Consider the following 22,451-nt stretch of genomic DNA (forward strand, 5'->3'; position numbering starts at 1 on the left):
GACGGGCTCAATTCCTTTCGCAAATTCGCAAGGTTCATGTCAGACCGCAACCAGCACGATGGCGCCAAGCACCAATACAGCGCCTGCAGCCATTGAAGCAGCGTACCAACGCAGTTGGCCGGTCTCGGTGCGGCTCAGGGCGTTATGACTGCCTTTGACCAGACGCGGGATCAAACCAATGGTGTGGTCGAGTGGGTCTTTGCGCAGCACATGGCTGATCATCAGATAAGGTTTGACGAACAGCTTGTCGTACAGCCAGTCGAAGCCCCATGCCGCGAACCACCAGGTCGTAAGGAACCGCCCCGGAGCGCTGTTGGCGACAGCAGTAGCAAAGCGACGCTTGCCGAGAAACAGCAGGGCCGCAAGCAGGATACCGGCCATGGCAATGGCCCCCGAGGCGATTTCCAGACTGTGCTTGGCTTCACCACCGGCATGGCCGACGCTCTGCGGCAAGACACCGGCCAACGGTGGGGTGATCAGTGCGCCGATAAAGGTCGACAGAATGATCAGCACCGACAGCGGCAGCCAGTGAGCGATACCGTGACCGGCGTGCGCTTCGGTCTTGGCTTCACCGTGGAATGTGATGAAGATCAGACGGAAGGTATACAGGGACGTCATGAACGCGCCGACCAGGCCTGCGTACAGCAGCGCATGGTTACCGCTGGCGAAGGCTTCCCAAAGAATCTCATCCTTGGAGTAGAAACCGGCGGTCAGCAGTGGCAGGGCAGACAACGCAGCGCCACCGACGATGAAGCTGGCGTAGGCCAGTGGCAGTTTTTTCCACAGGCCGCCCATCTTGAAGATGTTCTGCTCGTGGTGGCAGGCAACGATCACCGCACCGGACGCGAGGAACAGCAGCGCCTTGAAGAAGGCGTGGGTCATCAAGTGGAAAATCGCGCCTTCCCAGGCACCCACACCCAGCGCCAGGAACATGTAGCCGATCTGGCTCATGGTCGAGTAGGCAAGGATACGTTTGATGTCGGTTTGCACCAACGCCGCGAAACCTGCCAACACCAGCGTTACGCCGCCGACGATACCGACCAGATGCAGGACATCGGGTGCCAGTTCGAACAGACCGTGGGTCCGTGCGATCAGGTAGACACCGGCGGTCACCATGGTCGCGGCGTGGATCAATGCCGACACCGGCGTTGGACCCGCCATTGCATCTGCCAGCCAGGTTTGCAGCGGCAGTTGCGCGGATTTACCGACAGCACCACCGAGCAGCATCAAGGTTGCCAGCACAATCCAGAAATCACCTGCACTGAAATGCTCCGGTGCACGCACCAGAAGCTCCTGGATATTTAGCGTACCCAGCTGCTGGAACAAAATGAACAGGCCAATGGCCATGAACACGTCGCCGATGCGGGTGACGACAAAGGCCTTGAGCGCGGCGTTACCGTTGTTGCGGTTGCTGTAGTAGAAACCGATCAACAGATAGCTGCACAGGCCCACGCCTTCCCAACCCAGGTACAGGAACAACAGGTTATCGCCGAGGATCAGGAACAGCATGCTGGCGATGAACAGGTTGGTGTAGGCGAAGAAGCGCGAGTAACCGGCCTCACCGCGCATGTACCAGGAAGCGAACAGGTGGATCAGGAAGCCTACACCCACCACCACACCCATCATGGTCACGGAAAGACCATCAAGGTACAGGGCGAAGTTCGGTTCGAAGCCGTCCACTGACATCCAGCGCCACAGCAGTTGGGTGTAGTGACCACCCTCAGGCGGTGCGACGTTGAATTGCCAAATGATCCAGGCCGTCACGATGGCCGACAGTCCGATGGAGCCAACGCCGATCAGCGCGGCAAGGTTTTCCGAGATGCGTCCACGAGAGAACGCGAGCAACAGGAAACCGATCAGGGGGAATACGAAAGTCAGAAAGAGAAGGTTCATCCGCGCATCTCGCTGGCAGCGTCGATATCGAGAGTGTGGAAGCGGCGATACAGCTGCATCAGGATCGCCAGGCCAATACTGGCCTCGGCGGCTGCAAGGCTGATCACCAGGATGAACATGATCTGTCCATCCGGCTGCGCCCAACGGCTACCGGCAACGACGAACGCAAGAGCAGACGCGTTCATCATGATCTCCAGGCTCATCAGCACGAAGAGGATGTTGCGCCGTACCATCAGACCGACCAGACCGAGGCAGAACAGGATACCGGCGACCGCCAGACCGTGTTCAAGAGGGATTGCATTCATGGCTTTACTCCTTCGCCTCGTTGCGGCCGAGATGGAATGCCGTTACCGCTGCCGCGAGGAGCAGCATCGAGGCAAGTTCCACCACCAACAGATAAGGACCAAACAGGCTGATACCTACCGCTTTGGCGTCCACCGTGGTGTGGCCGATGCCTGCGCCGGTCGGATTGGCGAACAGCACGTACAGCAGCTCCGCGAGCAGCAGTACGCCCAGTGCCACCGGGCCGATCCAGATGCCGGGTTTGAGCCAGGTACGTTCTTGCTGCACCGAGGCCGGGCCCAGGTTCAACATCATCACCACAAACACGAACAGGACCATGATGGCGCCTGCGTAAGCGATGACTTCCAGTACACCGGCAAAGGGAGCACCGAGGCTGAAAAAGGTCATGGCGACAGCGATCAGCGAAATGATCAGGTAGAGCAGGGCGTGCACCGGGTTCGTGTTGGTGATCACCCGAAGGGTGGACACAACAGCGACGCCGGATGCGAAATAGAAAGCGAATTCCATCTTTCTTCCTTAAGGCAGCAAGCTCTTCACGTTGATCGGTTCGGCTTCATTCTGCGCGGAGCCTTTAGGCTTACCGGCGATGGCCATACCGGCAACGCGATAGAAGTTGTAATCAGGGTTTTTACCAGGGCCGGAGATCAGCAGATCTTCCTTCTCGTAAACCAGATCCTGACGTTTGAACTCGGCCATTTCGAAATCCGGTGTCAGCTGGATCGCGGTGGTCGGGCAGGCTTCCTCGCAGAGGCCACAGAAAATGCAGCGCGAGAAGTTGATGCGGAAAAACTCCGGGTACCAACGGCCGTCGTCGGTTTCGGCTTTCTGCAACGAGATGCAGCCAACCGGGCAGGCTACGGCGCACAGGTTGCAGGCTACGCAACGCTCTTCACCGTCAGGGTCGCGGGTCAGGACGATGCGGCCGCGGTAGCGCGGCGGCAGGTACACCGGCTCTTCCGGGTATTGCAGCGTGTCGCGCTTGCGAAATGCATGGGAAAACACCATCACCAAGCTGCGAAGCTGGGTGTAGGTGCCATGCACGATGTCAAACAGATACTTGAGCATGGGTCTTTATCCTCACTGAGCCGCGACAGCGGGCGTGTTCAACAACACGATCGCAGCGGTCACCAGCAAATTGATCAGGGTCAGCGGCAGGCAGAATTTCCAGCTGAAATCCATCACCTGGTCATACCGTGGGCGCGGGATAGAAGCGCGCAACAGAATGAAGAGCATGATGAAGAACGCGGTCTTCAGGGCGAACCAGAAGAACGACAGCGAAGGCAGGATGTCGAACGGGCCATGCCAGCCGCCGAAGAACAAGGTCACCAGCAGCGCCGAGATCAGCACGATACCGATGTACTCACCGACGAAGAACATGCCCCACTTCATGCCGGCATATTCGATGTGGTAACCATCGGCTAACTCTTGTTCGGCTTCCGGTTGGTCGAACGGGTGACGGTGAGTCACCGCAACGCCTGCGATAAAGAACGTACAAAAGCCAAAGAACTGCGGAATGATGAACCACAGATTCTGTGCCTGGTACTCGACGATATCGCGCATGTTGAACGAGCCAACCTGCACCACGATGCCCATCAGCGCCAGACCCATGAACACTTCATAGGACACGGTCTGTGCTGAAGCCCGCAGGCTGCCGAGCAAGGCGAACTTGTTGTTGCTCGACCATCCGGCGAACAGCACCGCATAGACCGACAAACCGGCCATGGCGAAGAAGAACAGCAAGCCGATGTTCAGATCCGCCACGCCCCAGGTCGGGGTGATCGGGATGATCGCGAAAGCAATCAGCAAGGCACTCATGGCCACAACCGGTGCCAGGGTGAAAATCACCTTGTCGGCGAACGGTGGTGTCCAGTCTTCCTTGAAGAACATCTTGATCATGTCGGCAGCGATCTGGAAGGCACCGAAAGGGCCAACACGGTTCGGGCCATAACGATCCTGCCAGAGGGCGAGCAAACGACGCTCGACCCAGCTCAGCAGCGCGCCGCAGACCACGACGGCCAGCAGAATCACAATGGCTTTAACGACCGAGATGATCGAGTCGATCACTTCAGGGGTAAACCAGGTCATAGCGCTGCCTCCTGCAGACCGTCAACGGTTTTGCCGAACACCGCAGGCGGGATTCCGGCCAGACCGGCAGGCAGGGCCACGAGACCGGCACCCAGCTCTTCATTGATCCGCAGCGGCAGACGCAGGGTATGACCGGCAACACTCAGGTTGAGCATCGCGCCGTCGTTGACACCCAGACGATCCGCTTCGGATTTGGCCAGCGCCACATAGGCTTCTGGAATGCGTTCCTGAACCGGTGCGGCTTTGGACGATGTTTCGTCGCTGCCGAACAGGTGATAGAACGGCACCACTTGCCATGTGCCACGAGCCGGGGAAAACGCGCCCGGTATGCTGGCGAACCAGGACAGGCCATCGCCTTGGCTTTCGATCAAGCGAGTTCCCGGATCACCTGCACGCAGGTGGCCGCCGACTTCGTCTTGAAACTTGTTCCAGGCTTGCGGCGAGTTCCAACCCGGCGACCAGGCGAAAGGCACCTGCTGGCGAGGTTCTGCCGAACCCGAGTAACCTTCCATGGAGAAGGAGAACGCGGTGTCGTTGTCTTGCGAAGTACGCGGTTCATGCACGCTGATGTTGGCGCGCATGGCCGTGCGACCGCTGTAACGCAATGGTTCACGCGCCAGTTTCAAACCTTTGATCCGGAACGCCGCAGACGGTGCCGCGTTGACGATCCCGGCCAATTGCGCGGTGCTGGCTGCGCAGGCTTCGGTGACGTGATCGAGCAACGTCCAGTCCACTGCCTTGTTCAGCAGGGTGCTGCGCAGGGCGTGCAACCAGCGCCAGCCTTCGTGGACCAGAATGCTGGCGTCCAGATAAGTCGGGTCGTACACCTGGAAGAAGCGCTGGGCGCGACCTTCCTGGCTGACCAGGGTACCGTCGCCTTCAGCGAAGCTGGCTGCCGGCAGTACCAGATCAGCGCGGTCGCTGGTCGGGGTTTTCTGATGGTCAGCGACGATCACGACTTTCGCAGCGTTGAACGCAGCATCGACCGTAGCAGCGTCGACGCGGTGGTACAGATCGTTTTCCAACACCACGATGGCGTCAGCTTTGCCGGAAATAACAGCCTGCAATGCGTCGTCGAGGGAATCACCGCCGAACATTGCCAGGCCCATGCTGTTGGCTTCCGGGACGATTAGGCTGATCGATCCCTGTTTGTCGCGCAGCTTCAATGCCTTGGCGATGTTCGCTGCGGCCTCGATCAGTGCGGTCGAGCCCAGGGAGCTGCCAGAGATAATCAACGGACGCTTGGCCGCGAGCAGTGCAGCCGCGATGCGCTGAGCCAGTTCGAGTGCTTGTGTATCCAGACCTTCGACTGCGGGCGCGCTGGCGTCCAGGGCGTGGGCAACGGCAAAACCGATGCGCGCCAGGTCGTCTGGGGCTGCGTGAACGCACTCTTCGGCGATGTCATCGAGACGGGTCTCGGCGAGGCTCGCGATGAACAACGGGTTCAATTCATGCTGGCCGATGTTCTTCACTGCGGCATCGAGCCACGGCTGGACTTTCATCGCAGCGGCCATGTCTTCGGCCTTGCCCTTGACGGCTTGACGCAGGCCCAGGGCCATACGTGCTGCGGTTTGGGTCAAGTCTTCGCCAAGGACGAAAATCGCATCGTGATCTTCGATGTCACGCATTGTCGGGATCGGCAGCGGGCTCTCATTGAGCACCTTGACGATCAGACGCAGGCGTTCCAGTTCACCGGCTTCGATACCGGAGTAGAAATGCTCGGCGCCGACCAGTTCGCGCAGGGCAAAGTTGCTTTCCAGGCTGGCGCGAGGTGAGCCGATACCGACGATGTTACGGCCTCGGAGCAAATCTGCAGCCTTGTCCAGCGCAGCATCGAGGCTCAGTTTGACGTGGCCATCAGCCAACAGTGGCTGGCGCGGACGGTCTTCACGGTTGACGTAGCCATAACCGAAACGGCCACGGTCACACAGGAAGTACTGGTTGACCGAACCGTTGTAGCGGTTTTCGATACGACGGATCTCACCGTAGCGCTCGCCAGGGCTGATGTTGCAGCCGCTGGAGCAACCATGGCAGATGCTCGGCGAAAACTGCATGTCCCACTTGCGGTTGTAGCGCTCGGAGTGAGTCTTGTCGGTGAACACACCGGTCGGGCAGACCTCGGTGAGGTTGCCGGAGAACTCGCTTTCCAGTGCGCCATCTTCGACACGGCCGAAGTACACGTTGTCGTGGGCGCCGAATACGCCCAGGTCAGTGCCGCCGGCGTAGTCTTTATAGAAGCGCACGCAACGGTAGCAGGCGATGCAGCGGTTCATCTCGTGAGCGATGAACGGGCCGAGTTCCTGGTTCTGGTGAGTCCGTTTGGTGAAGCGATAACGGCGTTCGTTGTGACCGGTCATTACGGTCATGTCTTGCAGGTGGCAATGACCGCCTTCTTCGCAGACCGGGCAGTCGTGCGGGTGGTTGGTCATCAGCCATTCGACGACGCTGGCGCGGAAGACCTTGGCCTCCTCGTCGTCGATGGAAATCCAGCTGCCGTCAGTGGCGGGGGTCATGCAGGACATGACGATACGACCACGTTTGTCGTTCTCGTCACTGTACTGCTTGACTGCGCATTGGCGACAAGCGCCAACACTGCCAAGGGCGGGGTGCCAGCAGAAATAAGGAATGTCGAGGCCCAGCGACAGACATGCCTGTAACAGGTTGTCTGCGCCATCGACCTCGAGCGCTTTGCCGTCTACGTGGATAGTGGCCATGGTTCAAAGTTCTTCGTTGGCCCGTTGTCAGCGGGCGTGGCTAATGGAATCTCGGTGCTACCCGTATCAAACAGCCTGTAAGGCGTCATCGGGTATGAGGTCGGCGGCTTTATGGGCTACCGACCTTTTCTGTCTTGTTATGCGCCAACCACAATCGGGCGTTGGGCCAGGGTCGCGTTGGCATCACGCTGTGGCGCGATACCCGCTTCGAATTCCGGCCGGAAGTATTTGATTGCGCTGCCCAGAGGTTCCACAGCGCCCGGTGCGTGGGCGCAGAAGGTCTTGCCAGGGCCGAGGAAGTTGACCAACCCCAACAGCGTTTCGATATCGCCCGGTTGGCCTTCGCCGTGCTCGATAGCGCGCAGGATCTTCACGCTCCACGGCAGGCCGTCGCGGCAGGGGGTGCAGAATCCACAGGACTCCTGGGCGAAGAACTCTTCCATGTTGCGCAGCAGGGAAACCATGTTGACGCTGTCGTCGACGGCCATGGCCAGACCCGTACCCATCCGCGTGCCGACCTTGGCAATGCCACCGGCGTACATTTGGGCGTCGAGGTGTTCAGGCAGCAGGAAGCCGGTACCGGCGCCCCCTGGCTGCCAGCACTTGAGCTTGAAGCCATCACGCATGCCGCCGGCGTAGTCTTCGAACAACTCGCGTGCGGGCAGGCCGAAAGGCAGTTCCCACAGGCCTGGGTTCTTGACCTTGCCGGAGAAGCCCATCAGCTTGGTGCCTTGGTCTTCACTGCCAGCACGGGCCAGGGATTTGTACCAGTCGTTGCCGTTTTCGACGATCGCCGGCACGTTGCACAGGGTTTCGACGTTATTGACACACGTCGGTTTGCCCCAGACGCCGACAGCGGCCGGGAAGGGCGGCTTGGAGCGTGGGTTGGCGCGGCGGCCTTCCAGGGAGTTGATCAGTGCGGTCTCTTCGCCGCAGATATAACGACCAGCGCCGGTGTGGACGATCAGTTCGAAATCAAAACCGGTGCCCAGAATGTTTTTGCCCAACAAACCGGCCGCTTCTGCTTCTTTCACGGCGCGTCTGAGGTTCTTGGCTGCAGTGGTGTACTCGCCGCGCAGGAAGATGTAGCCACGATAGGCTTTCAACGCCCGGGCGCTGATCAGCATGCCCTCGACCAGCAAATGGGGCAGTTGCTCCATCAACATCCGGTCTTTCCAGGTGTTGGGTTCCATTTCATCCGCGTTGCACAGCAGGTAGCGGATGTTCATGGACTCATCTTTGGGCATCAGGCCCCACTTCACACCCGTGGGAAAGCCTGCGCCGCCACGACCCTTGAGGCCGGAGTCCTTGACTGCTTGAACGATTTCGTCAGGCGACTGCTCGGCGAAAGCCTTGCGTGCGGCGGCGTAACCGTTTTTGGTTTGATATTCATCAAGCCAGACCGGTTCGCCGTCATCGCGCAAGCGCCAGGTCAGCGGGTGAGTTTCTGCCGTACGCGCGATGCGATTGGCGGGGCCGAAAGACGTGATGGTCATAGGTAACCCTCCAGCATTTTGGCTACGCCAGCAGGCTGTACGTCGCCGAAAGTGTCGTCATCGATCATCACGGCCGGGGCCTTGTCGCAGTTGCCCAGGCAGCAGACGGGCAGCAAGGTGAAGCGGTTGTCAGCGGTGGTCTGACCCAGGCCGATACCCAGCGACGTCTGGATTTCGCTGAGCACTGACTCGTGGCCACCGATGAAGCAAACCATGCTGTTGCAGACGCGAATGATGTGACGGCCGACAGGCTGACGGAAGATTTGGCTATAGAACGTCGCCACCCCTTCAACGTCGCTGGCCGGAATGCCAAGGATTTCGCCAATGGCATAAACAGCGCCATCAGGCACCCAGCCGCGTTCCTTCTGGACGATCTTCAGTGCTTCGATAGACGCCGCACGCGGGTCTTCGTAGTGGTGCATCTCATGCTCGATGGCCGAGCGCTCTGTTTCGCTCAATGCGAAACGGTCTGTCTGGATAAGCGTGCTGTTCATGCTTAGCGGTCCACGTCGGCCATAACGAAATCGATACTACCCAGGTACGCAATCAAGTCCGCGACCATGCTGCCTTTGATCACCGAAGGGATCTGTTGCAGATGCGGGAAGCTTGGTGTGCGAATCCGGGTACGGTAGCTCATGGTGCCGCCGTCGCTCGTCAGGTAATAGCTGTTGATGCCCTTGGTCGCTTCGATCATCTGGAAGGATTCGTTGGCCGGCATGACCGGGCCCCACGAAACTTGCAGGAAGTGCGTGATCAGGGTTTCGATGTGCTGCAAGGTGCGTTCTTTCGGCGGCGGCGTGGTCAGCGGGTGATCCGCCTTGTACGGGCCTTCCGGCATGTTGCGCATGCACTGGTCGATGATCCGGATACTCTGACGCATCTCTTCGACACGCACGATGCAGCGGTCATAGGCATCGCCATTGACGGCCAGCGGTATTTCGAACTCGAAATTCTCGTAGCCCGAGTAAGGGCGTGCCTTGCGCAGGTCGAAGTCCAGGCCGGTGGAACGTAAGCCGGCGCCAGTGACGCCCCATTCCAGCGCTTCCTTGGTGTTGTATGCCGCAACGCCGATGGTCCGGCCGCGCAGGATGCTGTTGTCCAAAGCGGCTTTCTGGTATTCGTCCAGGCGCTTGGGCAGCCATTCAACGAAGTCTTTGACCAGTTTTTCCCAGCCGCGTGGCAGGTCGTGAGCGACGCCACCAATGCGGTACCAAGCCGGGTGCAGGCGGAAGCCGGTGATGGCTTCGATCACGGTATAAGCGCGCTGGCGGTCGGTGAAGGTAAAGAACACCGGGGTCATTGCGCCCACGTCCTGGATGTAGGTACCCAGGAACAGCAGGTGGCTGGTGATACGGAAGAACTCGGCCATCATGATGCGGATGGTGTCGACTTTTTCCGGCACCTTGATACCGGCCAGCTTCTCGACCGCAAGGACGTATGGCAGGTTGTTCATCACGCCGCCGAGGTAGTCGATACGGTCGGTGTACGGAATGAAACTATGCCATGACTGACGCTCAGCCATTTTCTCGGCACCACGGTGGTGGTAGCCGACGTCCGGGACGCAGTCGACGATCTCTTCACCATCGAGTTGCAGGATGATGCGGAATGCGCCGTGAGCCGAAGGGTGGTTCGGGCCGAGGTTGAGGAACATGTAGTCCTCGTTCGTGCTCGAGCGCTTCATGCCCCAGTCTTCAGGGCGGAAGCGTGCAGCTTCCTCTTCGAGCTGTTGTTTGGCCAGGGTCAGACTGAACGGATCGAATTCGGTAGCGCGTGCCGGGAAGTCCTTGCGCAGCGGGTGACCTTCCCAGGTCGGCGGCATCATGATGCGGGTCAGGTGCGGGTGACCGGCAAAGTCGATGCCGAACATGTCCCACACTTCACGCTCATACCAGTTGGCGTTGGGCCAGATGCCGGTGATGGTCGGCAGGCTGAGGTCGCCCTCAGACAAGGCCACCTTGATCATTACGTCACTATTACGCTCGATCGACAGCAGGTGGTAGAACACGCTGAAGTCAGCACCCGGCAAGCCGCGGCGATGAGTGCGCAGGCGCTCGTCGACACCGTGCAGGTCATACAGCATGACGTAGGGTTTTGGCAGCTGGCGCAAGAAGGTCAGCACTTCGACCAGTTTGGCGCGCGCAACCCACAGCACCGGCATGCCGGTACGGGTTGACTGGACGGTGAACGTCTCAGGGCCAAAACGGGTATTCAATTCAACGACGACGTCTTGGTCGTCAGCCTTGTAAGGCGGGATGTACAGAGCGGTGCCTGCAGTCATGGTCTCGATCGCTTTCGGTCAACGTAAAGAATGAACCCAGAGTCTTGTCTCTTTTGTAAAAAGAAAGAGTGGGATCAGACTTCGTCGGGGCTGCGCAGGTTAGTAACCTGAATACGCTGTTCGCGGCGCTGTTCCTTTTGCGACGGCATCTCGGCGCGATAGACGCCTTGATCACCGACGACCCAGGAAAGGGGGCGACGCTCCTGGCCGATAGACTCCTGCAACAGCATCAATCCTTGCAGGAAAGCCTCGGGGCGTGGCGGGCAGCCAGGCACGTAGACATCCACGGGAAGGAACTTGTCGACCCCCTGGACCACTGAATAGATGTCGTACATGCCACCGGAGTTAGCACACGAACCCATGGAAATGACCCACTTGGGCTCGAGCATTTGCTCGTAGAGGCGCTGGATGATCGGCGCCATCTTGATGAAGCAGGTCCCGGCAATAACCATGAAATCCGCCTGGCGCGGTGATGCCCGGATAACCTCGGCGCCGAAGCGTGCGATGTCATGGGGCGCCGTGAAAGCGGTGGTCATTTCCACATAGCAGCACGACAAGCCGAAGTTGTACGGCCACAGGGAGTTTTTACGTCCCCAGTTGACCGCGCCGTTCAGCACGTCTTCAAGCTTGCCCATGTAGATGTTTTTGTGGACTTGATCTTCTAACGGATCGGAAACGGTTTCCCGTTCACCGATTGGATACTCCTCGTTAGGCGCATCCGGGTCGATCCTGGTGAGAGTGTATTGCATCGACAAAGCCTCATTGTTTTAGCTTCGCTTGCCGCTTACGACGACCTTCAGGAGCCCAATCGAGCGCCCCAACCCGCCATAGGTAGACAAGACCTGCCAACAGAATTGCTATGAAAACGAGTGCTTCGACGAATCCGGTCCAGCCGCTTTCGCGGACGGACACAGACCAGGCAAAGAGAAAGAGGGCTTCAATGTCGAAGATCACGAAAAGCATCGCGACCAGATAGAATTTTGCCGAAAGCCGCAGACGGGCGCCGCCCGTGGGCAGCATGCCGGATTCGAACGGTTCGTTTTTGCTGCGCCCCCAGGCTTTGCTGCCCAGGAGGCTGGATACACCGAGCATGAAGGCGCAGAGGCCGACAACACCCAAAAGGAAAATGGCGAAGCCCCAGTTATGGGCGATCAGACCTGTCGATTCGGGCATTCTGGTAATCCTTGGCAGAGAGCAAAGGTCTCTGGGCTTGATAAAGAAATAAAGCAGTGACGATATGTCGCATCGAAATCTATCCCGATGATTTTATGGGTAAACAGGTAGCAAGTAAATTTTCTACAGCGAAATTATTCTAATACTTTAGGACATCGAGACCTTAAAAGCAGGCGCAGGCCATACGCTGCGGGCATTAGCCGGAGTTTTGTTGAATGTGTTTTGTCGGAGTTGTAATGAAGGTCGACACGCATAAATGATAATGGATGTCATCTGTGGGGGTTTTTAAACTGTCGCTCGGGGTTAAAGCGGAGAAGTAGTCTTTATATGCCGTGTGTCGCAGTTTCGAGATTCGTTGTTTTACTCTTTTTTGCGGCGTTGAATACCGCGCTGGATCAATGTTTAAAGGCTCGCGTGATGTCTCATGCGAGTGTTGCACCTCCGGTGGAGGTCACGACCTGCTTTCACGATTGTGGTGGTGTCACGCTCGGCTGAGGCCGCCATAAAAGCTTCAGCAAAAAAAAACGCCCCGAACCAGTCGGGGCGTTAGTCATGTGGCATTCCAGTTGCTCTTTAAACGGTCTGGAATGGCCGCTTGCTTAGGTGGCTAAGCGGTATCAGTGGAACTGTTCTTCTTCGGTCGAACCGGTCAGCGCGGTCACGGAGGACGCGCCACCCTGAATCACGGTGGTCACGTCGTCGAAGTAGCCAGTGCCGACTTCTTGCTGGTGAGCCACGAAGGTGTAACCCTTGGCGGCGTCAGCGAACTCTTGCTCTTGCAGTTTCACGTAGGCAGTCATGTCGTTACGGGCGTAGTCGTGCGCCAGGTTGAACATGCTGTGCCACATGTTGTGGATGCCAGCCAGAGTAATGAACTGGTGCTTGTAGCCCATGGCCGACAGTTCGCGCTGGAACTTGGCGATGGTCGCGTCGTCCAGGTTTTTCTTCCAGTTGAAGGAAGGCGAGCAGTTGTAGGACAGCAGTTGGTCCGGGTATTCCTTTTTGATCGCTTCGGCAAAGCGACGTGCTTCGGCCAAATCCGGCTTGGCGGTTTCGCACCAGATCAGGTCGGCGTACGGCGCGTAGGCCAGGCCGCGGGAGATAGCCTGGTCCAGACCGGCACGAACCTTGTAGAAGCCTTCTGGAGTACGTTCGCCGAGCACGAATTCCTTATCGTAAGGGTCGCAATCGGAGGTCAGCAGGTCAGCAGCGTTAGCGTCGGTACGGGCCAGGATGATGGTCGGTACGCCAGCAACGTCAGCAGCCAGACGTGCAGCGGTCAGCTTCTGTACGGCTTCCTGGGTTGGCACGAGAACCTTGCCGCCCATGTGGCCGCATTTCTTCACGGATGCCAGTTGGTCTTCGAAGTGAACGCCAGCAGCGCCCGCTTCGATCATGCTTTTCATCAGCTCGTAAGCGTTCAGTACGCCGCCGAAACCAGCTTCAGCGTCAGCAACGATCGGTGCGAAGTAGTCGATGTAGCCTTCGTCACCTGGGTTCTTGCCGGCTTTCCACTGGATCTGGTCAGCGCGACGGAACGAGTTGTTGATGCGCTTGACCACGGTTGGAACCGAATCCACCGGGTACAGCGATTGGTCAGGGTACATCGATTCGGCGGAGTTGTTGTCCGCGGCTACTTGCCAGCCGGACAGGTAGATCGCCTGGATGCCTGCCTTGACTTGTTGCACGGCTTGGCCGCCAGTCAGGGCGCCCATGCAGTTGACGAAATCTTTGTCGGGACGGAAGGAAGGCTTGGCACCTTGGGTGACCAGATTCCATAGCTTTTCAGCGCCCAGCTTGGCGAGCGTGTGTTCAGGCTGAACCGAGCCACGCAGGCGGACAACGTCAGCGGCCGAGTAATTGCGGGTCACGTGTTTCCAGCGTGGATTTTCAGCCCAATCTTTTTCAAGAGCTGCAATTTGCTGTTCGCGTGTCAGTGCCATGGAGATAAACCTCGTCGCATAGGTTTCGGGTGGAAAATTCTTGCTCCGCCAAAACGCCCTGGTTTTCAGAAGGTACGTTGCTGGCTACTCACTTGTCAGAAACTTAAGCGGTCGAGCTGGGGTTTGGCAGGGCGCGACGGATGGTCGAGGGGCTCGAGAGGGGAAGAGTGCGAGGTTGAGGGCATGTCTGATGTTCGCAGTTTGGCTCGTGGATGCCTTGATGCGATCACGCAGAGGTATTGCCGATCTACCGTATTACGCTTCCGTCCCTCGGGACAACTTCGATCCAGTCGCAACCTCGTCAAACTGCCTTGTGGGCGGTCCAGACACGAATCGGCTCAGGTGTGTAAGTTAGAGCAGCGATTCGAAAGCTCTTTGCAGAGCCTCTGATAAGCGGGAGCGGGGCAATCATGCCTCGTGAATTTTGACCCGTCAAATGTTTTGTAGTGCTTTTTATATGGCACTACATCTTTGGTCTAATACGACCAGTCAGTCAGTTCGGGGCGCTTTGGTCTCAGTGTTCAGTCCAGAGCGTCAGTCCAGTGCCTCGACTTTCACGCGCAACGTCATATCGCTCCGGCCCTGCGTGGTACGGCGCTGCACCAGTCCCTGTTGATCTGCCCGGGATTGCTCGCTGACGCTGGCAAGGGTAATCCACTCGCCCAGCCGACCGCTGACCTGGGTGTCGGTGCTCTGCACGTTCACGACATCAGGCTGTTCCTGGTTCATGCGATCGTGATTGGTGCTGATGCTCAGGTGCACGGTCTCGCCCGTCAGGCTGGCGGTGACGTAGAAGCCTTGGGTGACATTGCGGTATTGGGTTTGGCTTTGCGCGTAGCCATAGGCGTCTGTCTGGGTCGTCGTCAGGGGGACCGACTGGCCTACTTGAATGAGTGCAGGCGTGCCTTCGCTGGCTTGAACCTGTTGCACGCCGCCGTCACGGCTGTCAGTGCCGCTATGGATGATGCGGGTCTGGCTGCGGACGCTGACATCGCCGTTTTGCGTCTGCACGGTGCCATTGGTGGCGTAGCCCTGGTCGTTTTGCGCATTGCTGTCGCTGGTATCGACGCTGATCAGCAGGCGTCTGGGCGCCTTGTCCAGTTGCGAGAGCAGGCTGCGTAACGCCTGAATTTTTTCTGGCTCGGCATTGACGATCAGTTGGTTATTGTAAGCGTTGACCGTGCCTTCATTGCCTAGAAAAGACCTGGCCACCGGCAGCAGGTCGTCACTGGTGCGATAGTTCAGGGGCACGACCTCGGTCGCGGCAATGGCGTTAAAGCTGCAGGCCACCAGCAGCGACGTGAACAGTGTGCGTAGGAGCATGTCCGTTATCTCCGCAATTGAGGCGCGTAAAGATGTGAGTTTGACAGTTTATCGGCTCGGGTTGGGCCAGGTTGAATTGCAGGCAACAAAACGCCCCGACATCTTCGACCTCAGCATAGTTAGCCTAGGGTGAAGCGGGCGGGGCGTCAGGTATGCATCTTCGCTAAGTCTGGCGATTACGCTGCGCTACGCACCATGTCGACGTGAGGGATCCCGGCTTCGAGAAATTCTCCGCTGACAATGACAAAGCCCAGGCGCTCATAGAAGCGTGTGGCCTGGACTTGTGCGCTGAGCATCTGTTGCTTCAGGCCGCGGCGCTCGGCTTCGCCAATCACTGCTTCCATCAGTGCATCACCGACTTTCAGGCCGCGCCAGTCTTTGAGCACCGATAGGCGCCCGATTTCACCGTCAGGCAGCAAGCGGGCAGTGCCAATGGGAAAATCACCCTCAAATGCCAGGAAGTGCACTGCACTGGCGTCTTCGGCATCCCATTCCAGTTCAGGTGGTACGCATTGTTCGGCGATAAAAACGGCTTCCCGAATACGCCGAATGTCGGCGTTATCTTTCTGCCAATCGGCGACACGTACGGAGATCTTATTCATCGGCAAACCCCAGACTTCCTTGTTTGACCAGCTCGCAGAGCAGGTTGCGTCCATAATCATCGGCCAGCCATGGGCCGAGGTTTTCGCTGTGTAATGCGTCGGCAGCGCAGATCAGTTTGAGCAGTTCGCGCAGATTGCCCGGCAACAGTCGGCTTTGGCCGCTGGCAAACAACAGAAGGTCGTCGTCCACTTCAGACCAGGCGAGGCGCGCGCTCGGGTTACGGATCAGTATCGCCCCTTGTTCCAGGCTGAGGAACAGGTCCTCTTCTTCCAGTTCTGGGCCGACGACCAGCTCGGGATAGCGTGGCTCGGTCATGAATTGGCCGAACCAGGTCAACAGCAACCGCTCATCGCTCATGTGCTCGGCCAGCAAGCTTTTCAGGCGATCGAGGGCGTCACGCTGAATCTGGTGCGGATCGCTGACCGGCTGTACGTCGGCGTCGGTGTAGCGTTCTTCGTCCGGCAGGAACTGGCTGAGGAAGTCGGTGAAGTGCGTTAGCACCTCAGCTGCGCTTGGCGCTCGGAAGCCGACCGAATAGGTCATGCAGTCATCCACGGCAACGCCGCAATGGGCCAGGCGCGGCGGCAAATACAGCATGTCGCCGGGCTCCAGGGTCCACTCCTCAGTGGCTTCAAAGTCCGAGAGGATGCGCAGGTCTGCGTGCTTCAGCAGCGGGGTTTCGGAATCGCACATTTGGCCTATCTGCCAGTGGCGCTTGCCCTGGCCCTGCAGCAGAAACACATCGTAGTTATCGAAGTGCGGGCCAACGCTTCCGCCGGGTACGGCGAAGCTGATCATCACATCATCAACGCGCCAGCTGGACAGGAAACGGAAGTTTTCCAGCAGCTCACTGACTTCAGGTACGAACTGATCAACCGCTTGCACCAGCAGGGTCCAGTCGCGTTCTGGCAGCTTGCTGAACTCGTCTTCAGTAAACGGACCGCGGCGCAGTTCCCATGGGCGTTCGCCATTCTCGAGAACTATGCGGGATTCAACCTCTTCTTCCAGGGCGAGGCCAGCCAGTTCGTCGGCGTCGATCAGGCTCTGGAAATCCGGCAGCGCCTGACGGATCAGGAGCGGTTTTTTCTGCCAGTAGTCACGCAGGAATTCACGCGCGCTGATGCCGCCCAGAAGTTGAAGAGGAATATCAGGATTCATTTGTAAGCCCTTGAAATGAAAACGCCCGGCACAGCCGGGCGTGTGCAAAAGTTGCTGCAGGTCAGATGCGCTTGGCTTGAGCCGCGGCGTTGCCGATGTAATTGGCCGGGGTGAGCTTTTTCAGCTCAGCCTTGGCTTGCTCGGGCATTTCCAGACCGTCGATAAAAGTTTGCAGTGCTTGCGCGCTGATGCCCTTGCCCCGCGTCAGCTCTTTCAGCTTTTCGTACGGGTTTTCGATGTTGTAGCGACGCATGACCGTTTGAATCGGTTCGGCCAGCACTTCCCAGCAGGCATCCAGTTCAGCGGCGATTTTCTGCGCGTTGAGTTCCAGTTTGCTGATGCCTTTAAGACTGGCTTCGTAAGCGATGATGCTATGGGCAAAGCCCACGCCCAGGTTGCGCAAAACGGTGGAGTCGGTCAGGTCGCGCTGCCAGCGGGAAATCGGCAACTTGCTGGCCAGGTGCTGGAACAGCGCGTTGGCGATACCCAGATTGCCTTCGGAGTTTTCGAAGTCGATCGGGTTGACCTTGTGCGGCATGGTCGATGAGCCGATTTCGCCAGCGATGGTGCGCTGCTTGAAATACCCCAGCGAGATATATCCCCAGATGTCGCGGTCGAAGTCGATCAGGATGGTGTTGAAACGAGCGATCGCGTCAAACAGTTCGGCGATGTAGTCGTGCGGTTCGATCTGCGTGGTGTAGGGGTTGAAGCCCAGGCCCAGCTCGTCTTCGATGAACGCGCGTGCGTTCTCTTCCCAGTCGATGTCCGGGTAAGCCGAGATGTGTGCGTTGTAGTTGCCGACTGCGCCGTTGATCTTGCCCAGCAGCGGAACCGCTGCCACCTGAGCGATCTGGCGCTCCAGGCGATAGACCACGTTTGCCAGCTCTTTGCCCAGAGTGGTTGGGGACGCCGGCTGGCCGTGGGTGCGCGACAACATCGGTACGTCAGCGAAGCGTACGGCCAGCTCGCGAATGGATTCGGCGATCTGACGCATCAACGGCAGCAACACCCCGTCGCGACCTTCGCGCAGCATCAGCGCGTGGGACAGGTTGTTGATGTCTTCACTGGTGCAGGCGAAGTGGATGAACTCACTGACATTGGCCAGCTCAGGCAGCTTGGCGGCCTGCTCCTTGAGCAGGTACTCAATGGCCTTGACGTCGTGATTGGTAGTGCGCTCGATCTCTTTAACGCGTTCGGCGTGGACGGTGGAGAAGTCCTCGGCCAGCGTATTGAGGATCGCGTTGGCTTCAGCCGAAAAGGCCGGAACTTCAGTGATTTGTGGGTGAGCAGCCAAGCGCTGGAGCCAGCGGACTTCAACCATGACGCGAAAGCGGATCAAGCCATATTCACTGAAAATCGGGCGCAGGGCCTTGGTTCTGCCGGCGTAGCGGCCGTCAACAGGGGAAACCGCAGTGAGCGAAGAAAGCTGCATGGGGTGATCTCGGACAGTCGGGCAACGAAAAGGGGCGCATATCATACATTAAATGCTGGTCAGTTCGATTCGGACTGACCAGCGTAGAGCGCGCAATAGTTAATAGTGTCGGTGTTCAAGGGAGTAGTCGTACAGCGTTGCGAATCAGCCGCGCAACATCGGGTAAAGCTCTTTGAGTAGCTTGCGACGGCTAATGACCAATTGCCAGCGATGACCGCCCAGCTGTCGCCATAATCGCGCCGAGCGAATACCAGCTAGCAGGAGGGCGCGGATTTTCGACGCATTGTTGGGTTGTTGCAGATTGCGCATGTCGCCATGTACCTGAATTCGTTGGCGCATTGTGCTCAGAGTGTCCTGATAAAGCGCGCCGCTCGCGGCAATCACGTTGTCGTGAACCAGACCGAAATGCTCAACCTGGGACTTGATCTGCGGCAAGCGTTTGCCGATCACTTCAAGCAGGTCGTCACGCTTGGCCAGCTGCCGCTCAAGGCCCAGCATTGACAGGGCGTAACGCAGTGGCTCGCGTTGCAGGCTGGTCGGGTCCCTTTCCAGCGCGCTGACCAACGAGCGGTAACCCTCGCGCAGGTTCAGGTCGTCGCCGCCGTAGACTTCCAGTGTGTCTTTGGGGTCCATGACCAACAGGCTGCCCAGCATGCAGCCGAGCGCTGCTTCGCTGACCTGGCCGGTCTTGGCAATCTTGTCGACCAGCACGGCCGCCTGGAATACACCGCCCAAGGCGACCAGTTGCTCTTGCATCGGAGTCATCAGCGCTTGTCCTTGCTGTGCCAAGGCTCGGCCACTTCGATGACGCCGCCGCCCAGGCAGATTTCGCCCTCGTAAAACACCACGGACTGGCCTGGTGTGACTGCGCGCTGGGGTTCTTCAAACGTGACGCGGTAGCCGGTGGCTGTCTGTTCAAGCGTGCATGTCTGGTCGCTTTGGCGATAACGCACTTTCGCGGTCAGTTGACGTGGGTTGCTCAGATCGATCGGGTTGACCCAGTAGATTTCCGACGCAGTCAGTGCTTGCGAGAACAGCCACGGATGATCATTGCCCTGGCCGACGATCAGCTCGTTGTTTTCCAGGTCCTTGACCAGTACGTACCACGGGTCGTCGCTGGCGTCTTTCAAACCGCCGATGCCTAACCCCTGGCGCTGGCCGATGGTGTGATACATCAGGCCATGATGGTGGCCGATGACTTCGCCTTCGGTCGTTTTGATCTCGCCGGGTTGGGCCGGCAGGTACTGCTTGAGAAAGTCGCTGAAACGACGCTCGCCGATGAAGCAGATACCGGTGGAGTCTTTTTTCTTCGCCGTGGCCAGTTCGTGTTTTTCCGCGATGGCGCGCACGGCAGGTTTTTCCAGTTCGCCGACCGGGAACAGGGTCTTGGCGATCTGTTCGCCGCCTACGGCATGCAGGAAGTAGCTCTGGTCCTTGTTCGGGTCCAGGCCTTTGAGTAGCTCGGTGCGGCCGTCGATGTCGCGACGACGAACGTAATGGCCAGTAGCAATCAGGTCTGCGCCAAGCATCATGGCGTAATCGAGAAATGCCTTGAACTTGATTTCACGGTTGCAAAGGATGTCCGGGTTGGGCGTGCGTCCGGCTTTGTATTCAGCCAGGAAATGCTCGAACACGTTGTCCCAGTACTCGGCGGCAAAGTTGGCGGTGTGCAGTTTGATGCCGATTTTGTCGCACACGGCCTGCGCATCGGCCAGGTCTTCGCGGGCGGTGCAATAGTCGGTTCCGTCGTCTTCCTCCCAGTTCTTCATGAACAGGCCTTCCACCTGATAGCCCTGCTCAATCAGCAGGAGGGCAGAAACGGAAGAATCCACGCCGCCGGACATACCGACAATGACGCGGGTCCTTTCTGGATCATGAGGAACTGGATCGTGGGGGGCTGGATCACGCATAGGAATTCAATGAGTGGCTTCAAAAAGGACGCAATTCTAGCAGGCCGTGATCAAGCAGTCTCACGCAGTAAGCCTAAACCGAAGCGTTCACCGGTCAAATAATCGTCGATGCAGCGCATCACCAGTTCGCTGCGCCAGCGGTCGCGCTGCTCCATAAGCGCTTCTCGAGTGAGCCAGCGTGGGCCAATGATGCCGTCGTCGAGCGTGTAATCAGGGCGCTGCTGCAATGGCTTGCCGGCGAAGCAGACGCGTTGGTAGGTCACACCATTGCTGGGGGCGGTGTACAGGTAGATGCCTATCACGCCGGTCAGCTCCACATCCCAGCCGGTTTCTTCCAGTGTTTCGCGTAGAGCGGCCTGGATCAGACTTTCGTCGGCTTCCAAATGCCCGGCAGGCTGATTAAATACGGCTCGGCCCTCAGCGACTTCCTCGACCATCAGGAAACGGCCCTCGTCTTCAATGACGGTTGCCACGGTCACGTGCGGAATAAAACGCATGAAAGGTGGATCTCCTTTAATTAAGCGGCGTCGCTTGGCCGCGAGAGGAGCCATAATAGCCGTTCGCCCTGTTTTTCAGCGAACCGACGTTTGGTTCCGGAGTGATGTCAGTTCACCCAAAGCAGCAATGTAGTCGCTTTGTAGTTTGGCTACATGCCTTGCATTCAGGGGGTTGTAGCGGGTGAGGGTGACATCGGACGATGGAAAAGTGCGTGACTTTCTGTAGAAAAGCTACAAGAATGATGCGCCTTTTCGCGACCCAAATATCCATCCGTTGCGCTATCCGCGCAGCAGATGTCAGACCACGAAAGAAACGGAGTCCAGCATGGGATACCAGAAGATTCAGGTTCCAGCAGTCGGCGACAAAATCACCGTCAACGCAGACCATTCTCTTAATGTGCCGAACAACCCGATCATCCCTTTCATTGAAGGTGATGGTATCGGCGTCGACATCAGCCCAGTCATGATGAAAGTTGTTGATGCTGCAGTTAAAAAGGCTTACGGCGGCGAGCGCAAAATCTCCTGGATGGAAGTCTACGCTGGCGAGAAGGCCACCCAAGTCTACGATCAGGATACCTGGCTGCCTCAGGAAACCCTGGACGCTGTTAAAGACTACGTCGTTTCCATCAAGGGCCCGCTGACCACTCCAGTCGGTGGCGGTATTCGTTCCCTGAACGTTGCCATGCGTCAGCAGTTGGACCTGTACGTCTGCCTGCGCCCAGTGCGTTGGTTCGAAGGCGTACCTAGCCCGGTCAAGAAGCCAGGCGACGTCGACATGACTATCTTCCGTGAAAACTCCGAAGATATTTATGCTGGCATCGAGTGGAAAGCCGGTTCGCCAGAAGCGATCAAGGTCATCAAGTTCCTCAAAGAGGAAATGGGTGTTACCAAGATCCGCTTTGATCAAAACTGCGGTATCGGCATCAAGCCGGTTTCTCTGGAAGGCACCAAGCGTCTGGTACGCAAGGCTCTGCAGTACATCGTCGACAACGACCGTGACTCGCTGACCATTGTGCACAAAGGCAACATCATGAAGTTCACCGAAGGTGCCTTCAAAGAATGGGCCTACGAAGTGGCTGCTGAAGAATTCGGCGCTACCTTGCTTGACGGCGGTCCTTGGATGCAGTTCAAGAACCCTAAAACCGGCAAGAACGTTATCGTTAAGGACGCCATCGCCGACGCCATGCTTCAGCAGATCCTGCTGCGCCCGGCCGAATACGACGTGATCGCGACCCTGAACCTCAACGGTGACTACCTGTCCGACGCACTGGCTGCTGAAGTTGGCGGTATCGGTATCGCTCCTGGCGCTAACCTGTCCGACACCATTGCCATGTTCGAAGCTACCCACGGTACTGCACCGAAGTACGCTGGCAAAGATCAGGTGAACCCGGGTTCGTTGATCCTGTCTGCTGAAATGATGCTGCGCCACATGGGCTGGGTCGAAGCTGCTGACCTGATCATCAAAGGCACCAACGGCGCAATCTCGGCCAAGACAGTGACCTATGACTTCGAACGTCTGATGGACGGCGCTAAATTGCTGTCTTCTTCCGCGTTTGGCGATGCCCTGATCTCTCACATGTGAGCTGATCAGCGCTAAGCAAAACCGGCCAGTTCAATTAACTTGAACTGGCCGGTTTTTTTTC

General features: G+C 58.1%; 20 protein-coding genes. 1 reads left to right on the forward strand and 19 read right to left on the reverse strand.

Features of this window, described 5'->3' with window-relative positions:
• Positions 1-39: 39 nt before the first annotated feature.
• From nuoL to AC1MEA_RS16400, 19 genes are all read right to left on the reverse strand, one after another.
• A complete protein-coding gene (gene nuoL / locus AC1MEA_RS16310) occupies positions 40-1,893 on the reverse strand; it encodes an NADH-quinone oxidoreductase subunit L (RefSeq protein WP_219064404.1) in 1,854 nt (617 codons plus the stop codon).
• The gene (gene nuoK / locus AC1MEA_RS16315; RefSeq protein ID WP_219064405.1) at positions 1,890-2,198 is read right to left on the reverse strand and encodes an NADH-quinone oxidoreductase subunit NuoK; all 309 of its coding nucleotides are present in this window, start codon (positions 2,196-2,198) and stop codon (positions 1,890-1,892) included. The genes nuoL and nuoK overlap by 4 nt, the downstream gene beginning before the upstream one ends.
• A 4-nt stretch (positions 2,199-2,202) precedes the next feature.
• Positions 2,203-2,703, reverse strand: coding sequence for an NADH-quinone oxidoreductase subunit J (gene nuoJ, locus AC1MEA_RS16320; protein WP_219064406.1), 501 nt, complete (start codon positions 2,701-2,703; stop codon positions 2,203-2,205).
• Between the two features lie 9 nt (positions 2,704-2,712).
• On the reverse strand, positions 2,713-3,261 hold the full coding sequence (nuoI, locus tag AC1MEA_RS16325; RefSeq protein ID WP_219064407.1) for an NADH-quinone oxidoreductase subunit NuoI: 549 nt from the start codon (positions 3,259-3,261) through the stop codon (positions 2,713-2,715).
• 12 nt (positions 3,262-3,273) lie between these two features.
• Positions 3,274-4,281, reverse strand: a complete 1,008-nt coding sequence (gene nuoH / locus AC1MEA_RS16330) for an NADH-quinone oxidoreductase subunit NuoH (RefSeq protein ID WP_219064408.1) — start codon at positions 4,279-4,281, stop codon at positions 3,274-3,276.
• Positions 4,278-6,995 carry an NADH-quinone oxidoreductase subunit NuoG gene (gene nuoG, locus AC1MEA_RS16335; protein WP_449635397.1) on the reverse strand — a complete coding sequence of 906 codons (2,718 nt, stop codon included), beginning with the start codon at positions 6,993-6,995 and terminating at the stop codon, positions 4,278-4,280. The genes nuoH and nuoG overlap by 4 nt, the downstream gene beginning before the upstream one ends.
• A 137-nt stretch (positions 6,996-7,132) precedes the next feature.
• A complete protein-coding gene (gene nuoF / locus AC1MEA_RS16340; RefSeq protein ID WP_449635396.1) occupies positions 7,133-8,491 on the reverse strand; it encodes an NADH-quinone oxidoreductase subunit NuoF in 1,359 nt (452 codons plus the stop codon).
• Entirely contained in the window at positions 8,488-8,985 is a 498-nt protein-coding gene (nuoE, locus tag AC1MEA_RS16345) for an NADH-quinone oxidoreductase subunit NuoE (protein ID WP_322178406.1), read from the reverse strand. The genes nuoF and nuoE overlap by 4 nt, the downstream gene beginning before the upstream one ends.
• Positions 8,986-8,987: 2 nt before the next feature.
• Positions 8,988-10,769: an NADH-quinone oxidoreductase subunit C/D gene (gene nuoC / locus AC1MEA_RS16350; protein WP_219064412.1), complete on the reverse strand. Its 1,782-nt coding sequence runs from the start codon at positions 10,767-10,769 to the stop codon at positions 8,988-8,990.
• A gap of 74 nt (positions 10,770-10,843) precedes the next feature.
• Positions 10,844-11,518, reverse strand: a complete 675-nt coding sequence (locus AC1MEA_RS16355) for a NuoB/complex I 20 kDa subunit family protein (RefSeq protein ID WP_219064413.1) — start codon at positions 11,516-11,518, stop codon at positions 10,844-10,846.
• A gap of 10 nt (positions 11,519-11,528) precedes the next feature.
• The gene (locus tag AC1MEA_RS16360; RefSeq protein WP_219064414.1) at positions 11,529-11,942 is read right to left on the reverse strand and encodes an NADH-quinone oxidoreductase subunit A; all 414 of its coding nucleotides are present in this window, start codon (positions 11,940-11,942) and stop codon (positions 11,529-11,531) included.
• A 617-nt stretch (positions 11,943-12,559) separates the two neighbouring features.
• Entirely contained in the window at positions 12,560-13,885 is a 1,326-nt protein-coding gene (aceA, locus tag AC1MEA_RS16365; protein ID WP_219064415.1) for an isocitrate lyase, read from the reverse strand.
• A 534-nt stretch (positions 13,886-14,419) separates the two neighbouring features.
• Positions 14,420-15,208, reverse strand: a complete 789-nt coding sequence (locus AC1MEA_RS16370) for a secretin N-terminal domain-containing protein (RefSeq protein ID WP_449635395.1) — start codon at positions 15,206-15,208, stop codon at positions 14,420-14,422.
• Between the two features lie 176 nt (positions 15,209-15,384).
• A complete protein-coding gene (locus AC1MEA_RS16375; RefSeq protein WP_219064417.1) occupies positions 15,385-15,810 on the reverse strand; it encodes a GNAT family N-acetyltransferase in 426 nt (141 codons plus the stop codon).
• Positions 15,803-16,969, reverse strand: a complete 1,167-nt coding sequence (locus tag AC1MEA_RS16380; RefSeq protein ID WP_480416778.1) for a ribosomal protein uL16 3-hydroxylase — start codon at positions 16,967-16,969, stop codon at positions 15,803-15,805. Before AC1MEA_RS16380 ends, AC1MEA_RS16375 begins: the two co-directional genes overlap by 8 nt.
• A 61-nt stretch (positions 16,970-17,030) precedes the next feature.
• Complete coding sequence (purB, locus tag AC1MEA_RS16385) at positions 17,031-18,401, reverse strand: adenylosuccinate lyase (protein WP_480416779.1); 1,371 nt, start codon at positions 18,399-18,401, stop codon at positions 17,031-17,033.
• Between the two features lie 144 nt (positions 18,402-18,545).
• Positions 18,546-19,166: a high frequency lysogenization protein HflD gene (hflD, locus tag AC1MEA_RS16390; protein WP_219064420.1), complete on the reverse strand. Its 621-nt coding sequence runs from the start codon at positions 19,164-19,166 to the stop codon at positions 18,546-18,548.
• Positions 19,166-20,311, reverse strand: a complete 1,146-nt coding sequence (gene mnmA, locus AC1MEA_RS16395) for a tRNA 2-thiouridine(34) synthase MnmA (protein ID WP_449635392.1) — start codon at positions 20,309-20,311, stop codon at positions 19,166-19,168. Before mnmA ends, hflD begins: the two co-directional genes overlap by 1 nt.
• Positions 20,312-20,361: 50 nt before the next feature.
• Entirely contained in the window at positions 20,362-20,808 is a 447-nt protein-coding gene (locus tag AC1MEA_RS16400; protein ID WP_219064422.1) for an NUDIX hydrolase, read from the reverse strand.
• Positions 20,809-21,133: 325 nt separating this feature from the next.
• Here AC1MEA_RS16400 and icd point away from each other — a divergent pair, with 325 nt between their 5' ends.
• The gene (gene icd / locus AC1MEA_RS16405) at positions 21,134-22,390 is read left to right on the forward strand and encodes an NADP-dependent isocitrate dehydrogenase (protein ID WP_219064423.1); all 1,257 of its coding nucleotides are present in this window, start codon (positions 21,134-21,136) and stop codon (positions 22,388-22,390) included.
• Positions 22,391-22,451: the final 61 nt, after the last annotated feature.

The sequence above is a fragment of the Pseudomonas sp. ASL8 genome (assembly GCF_056680355.1).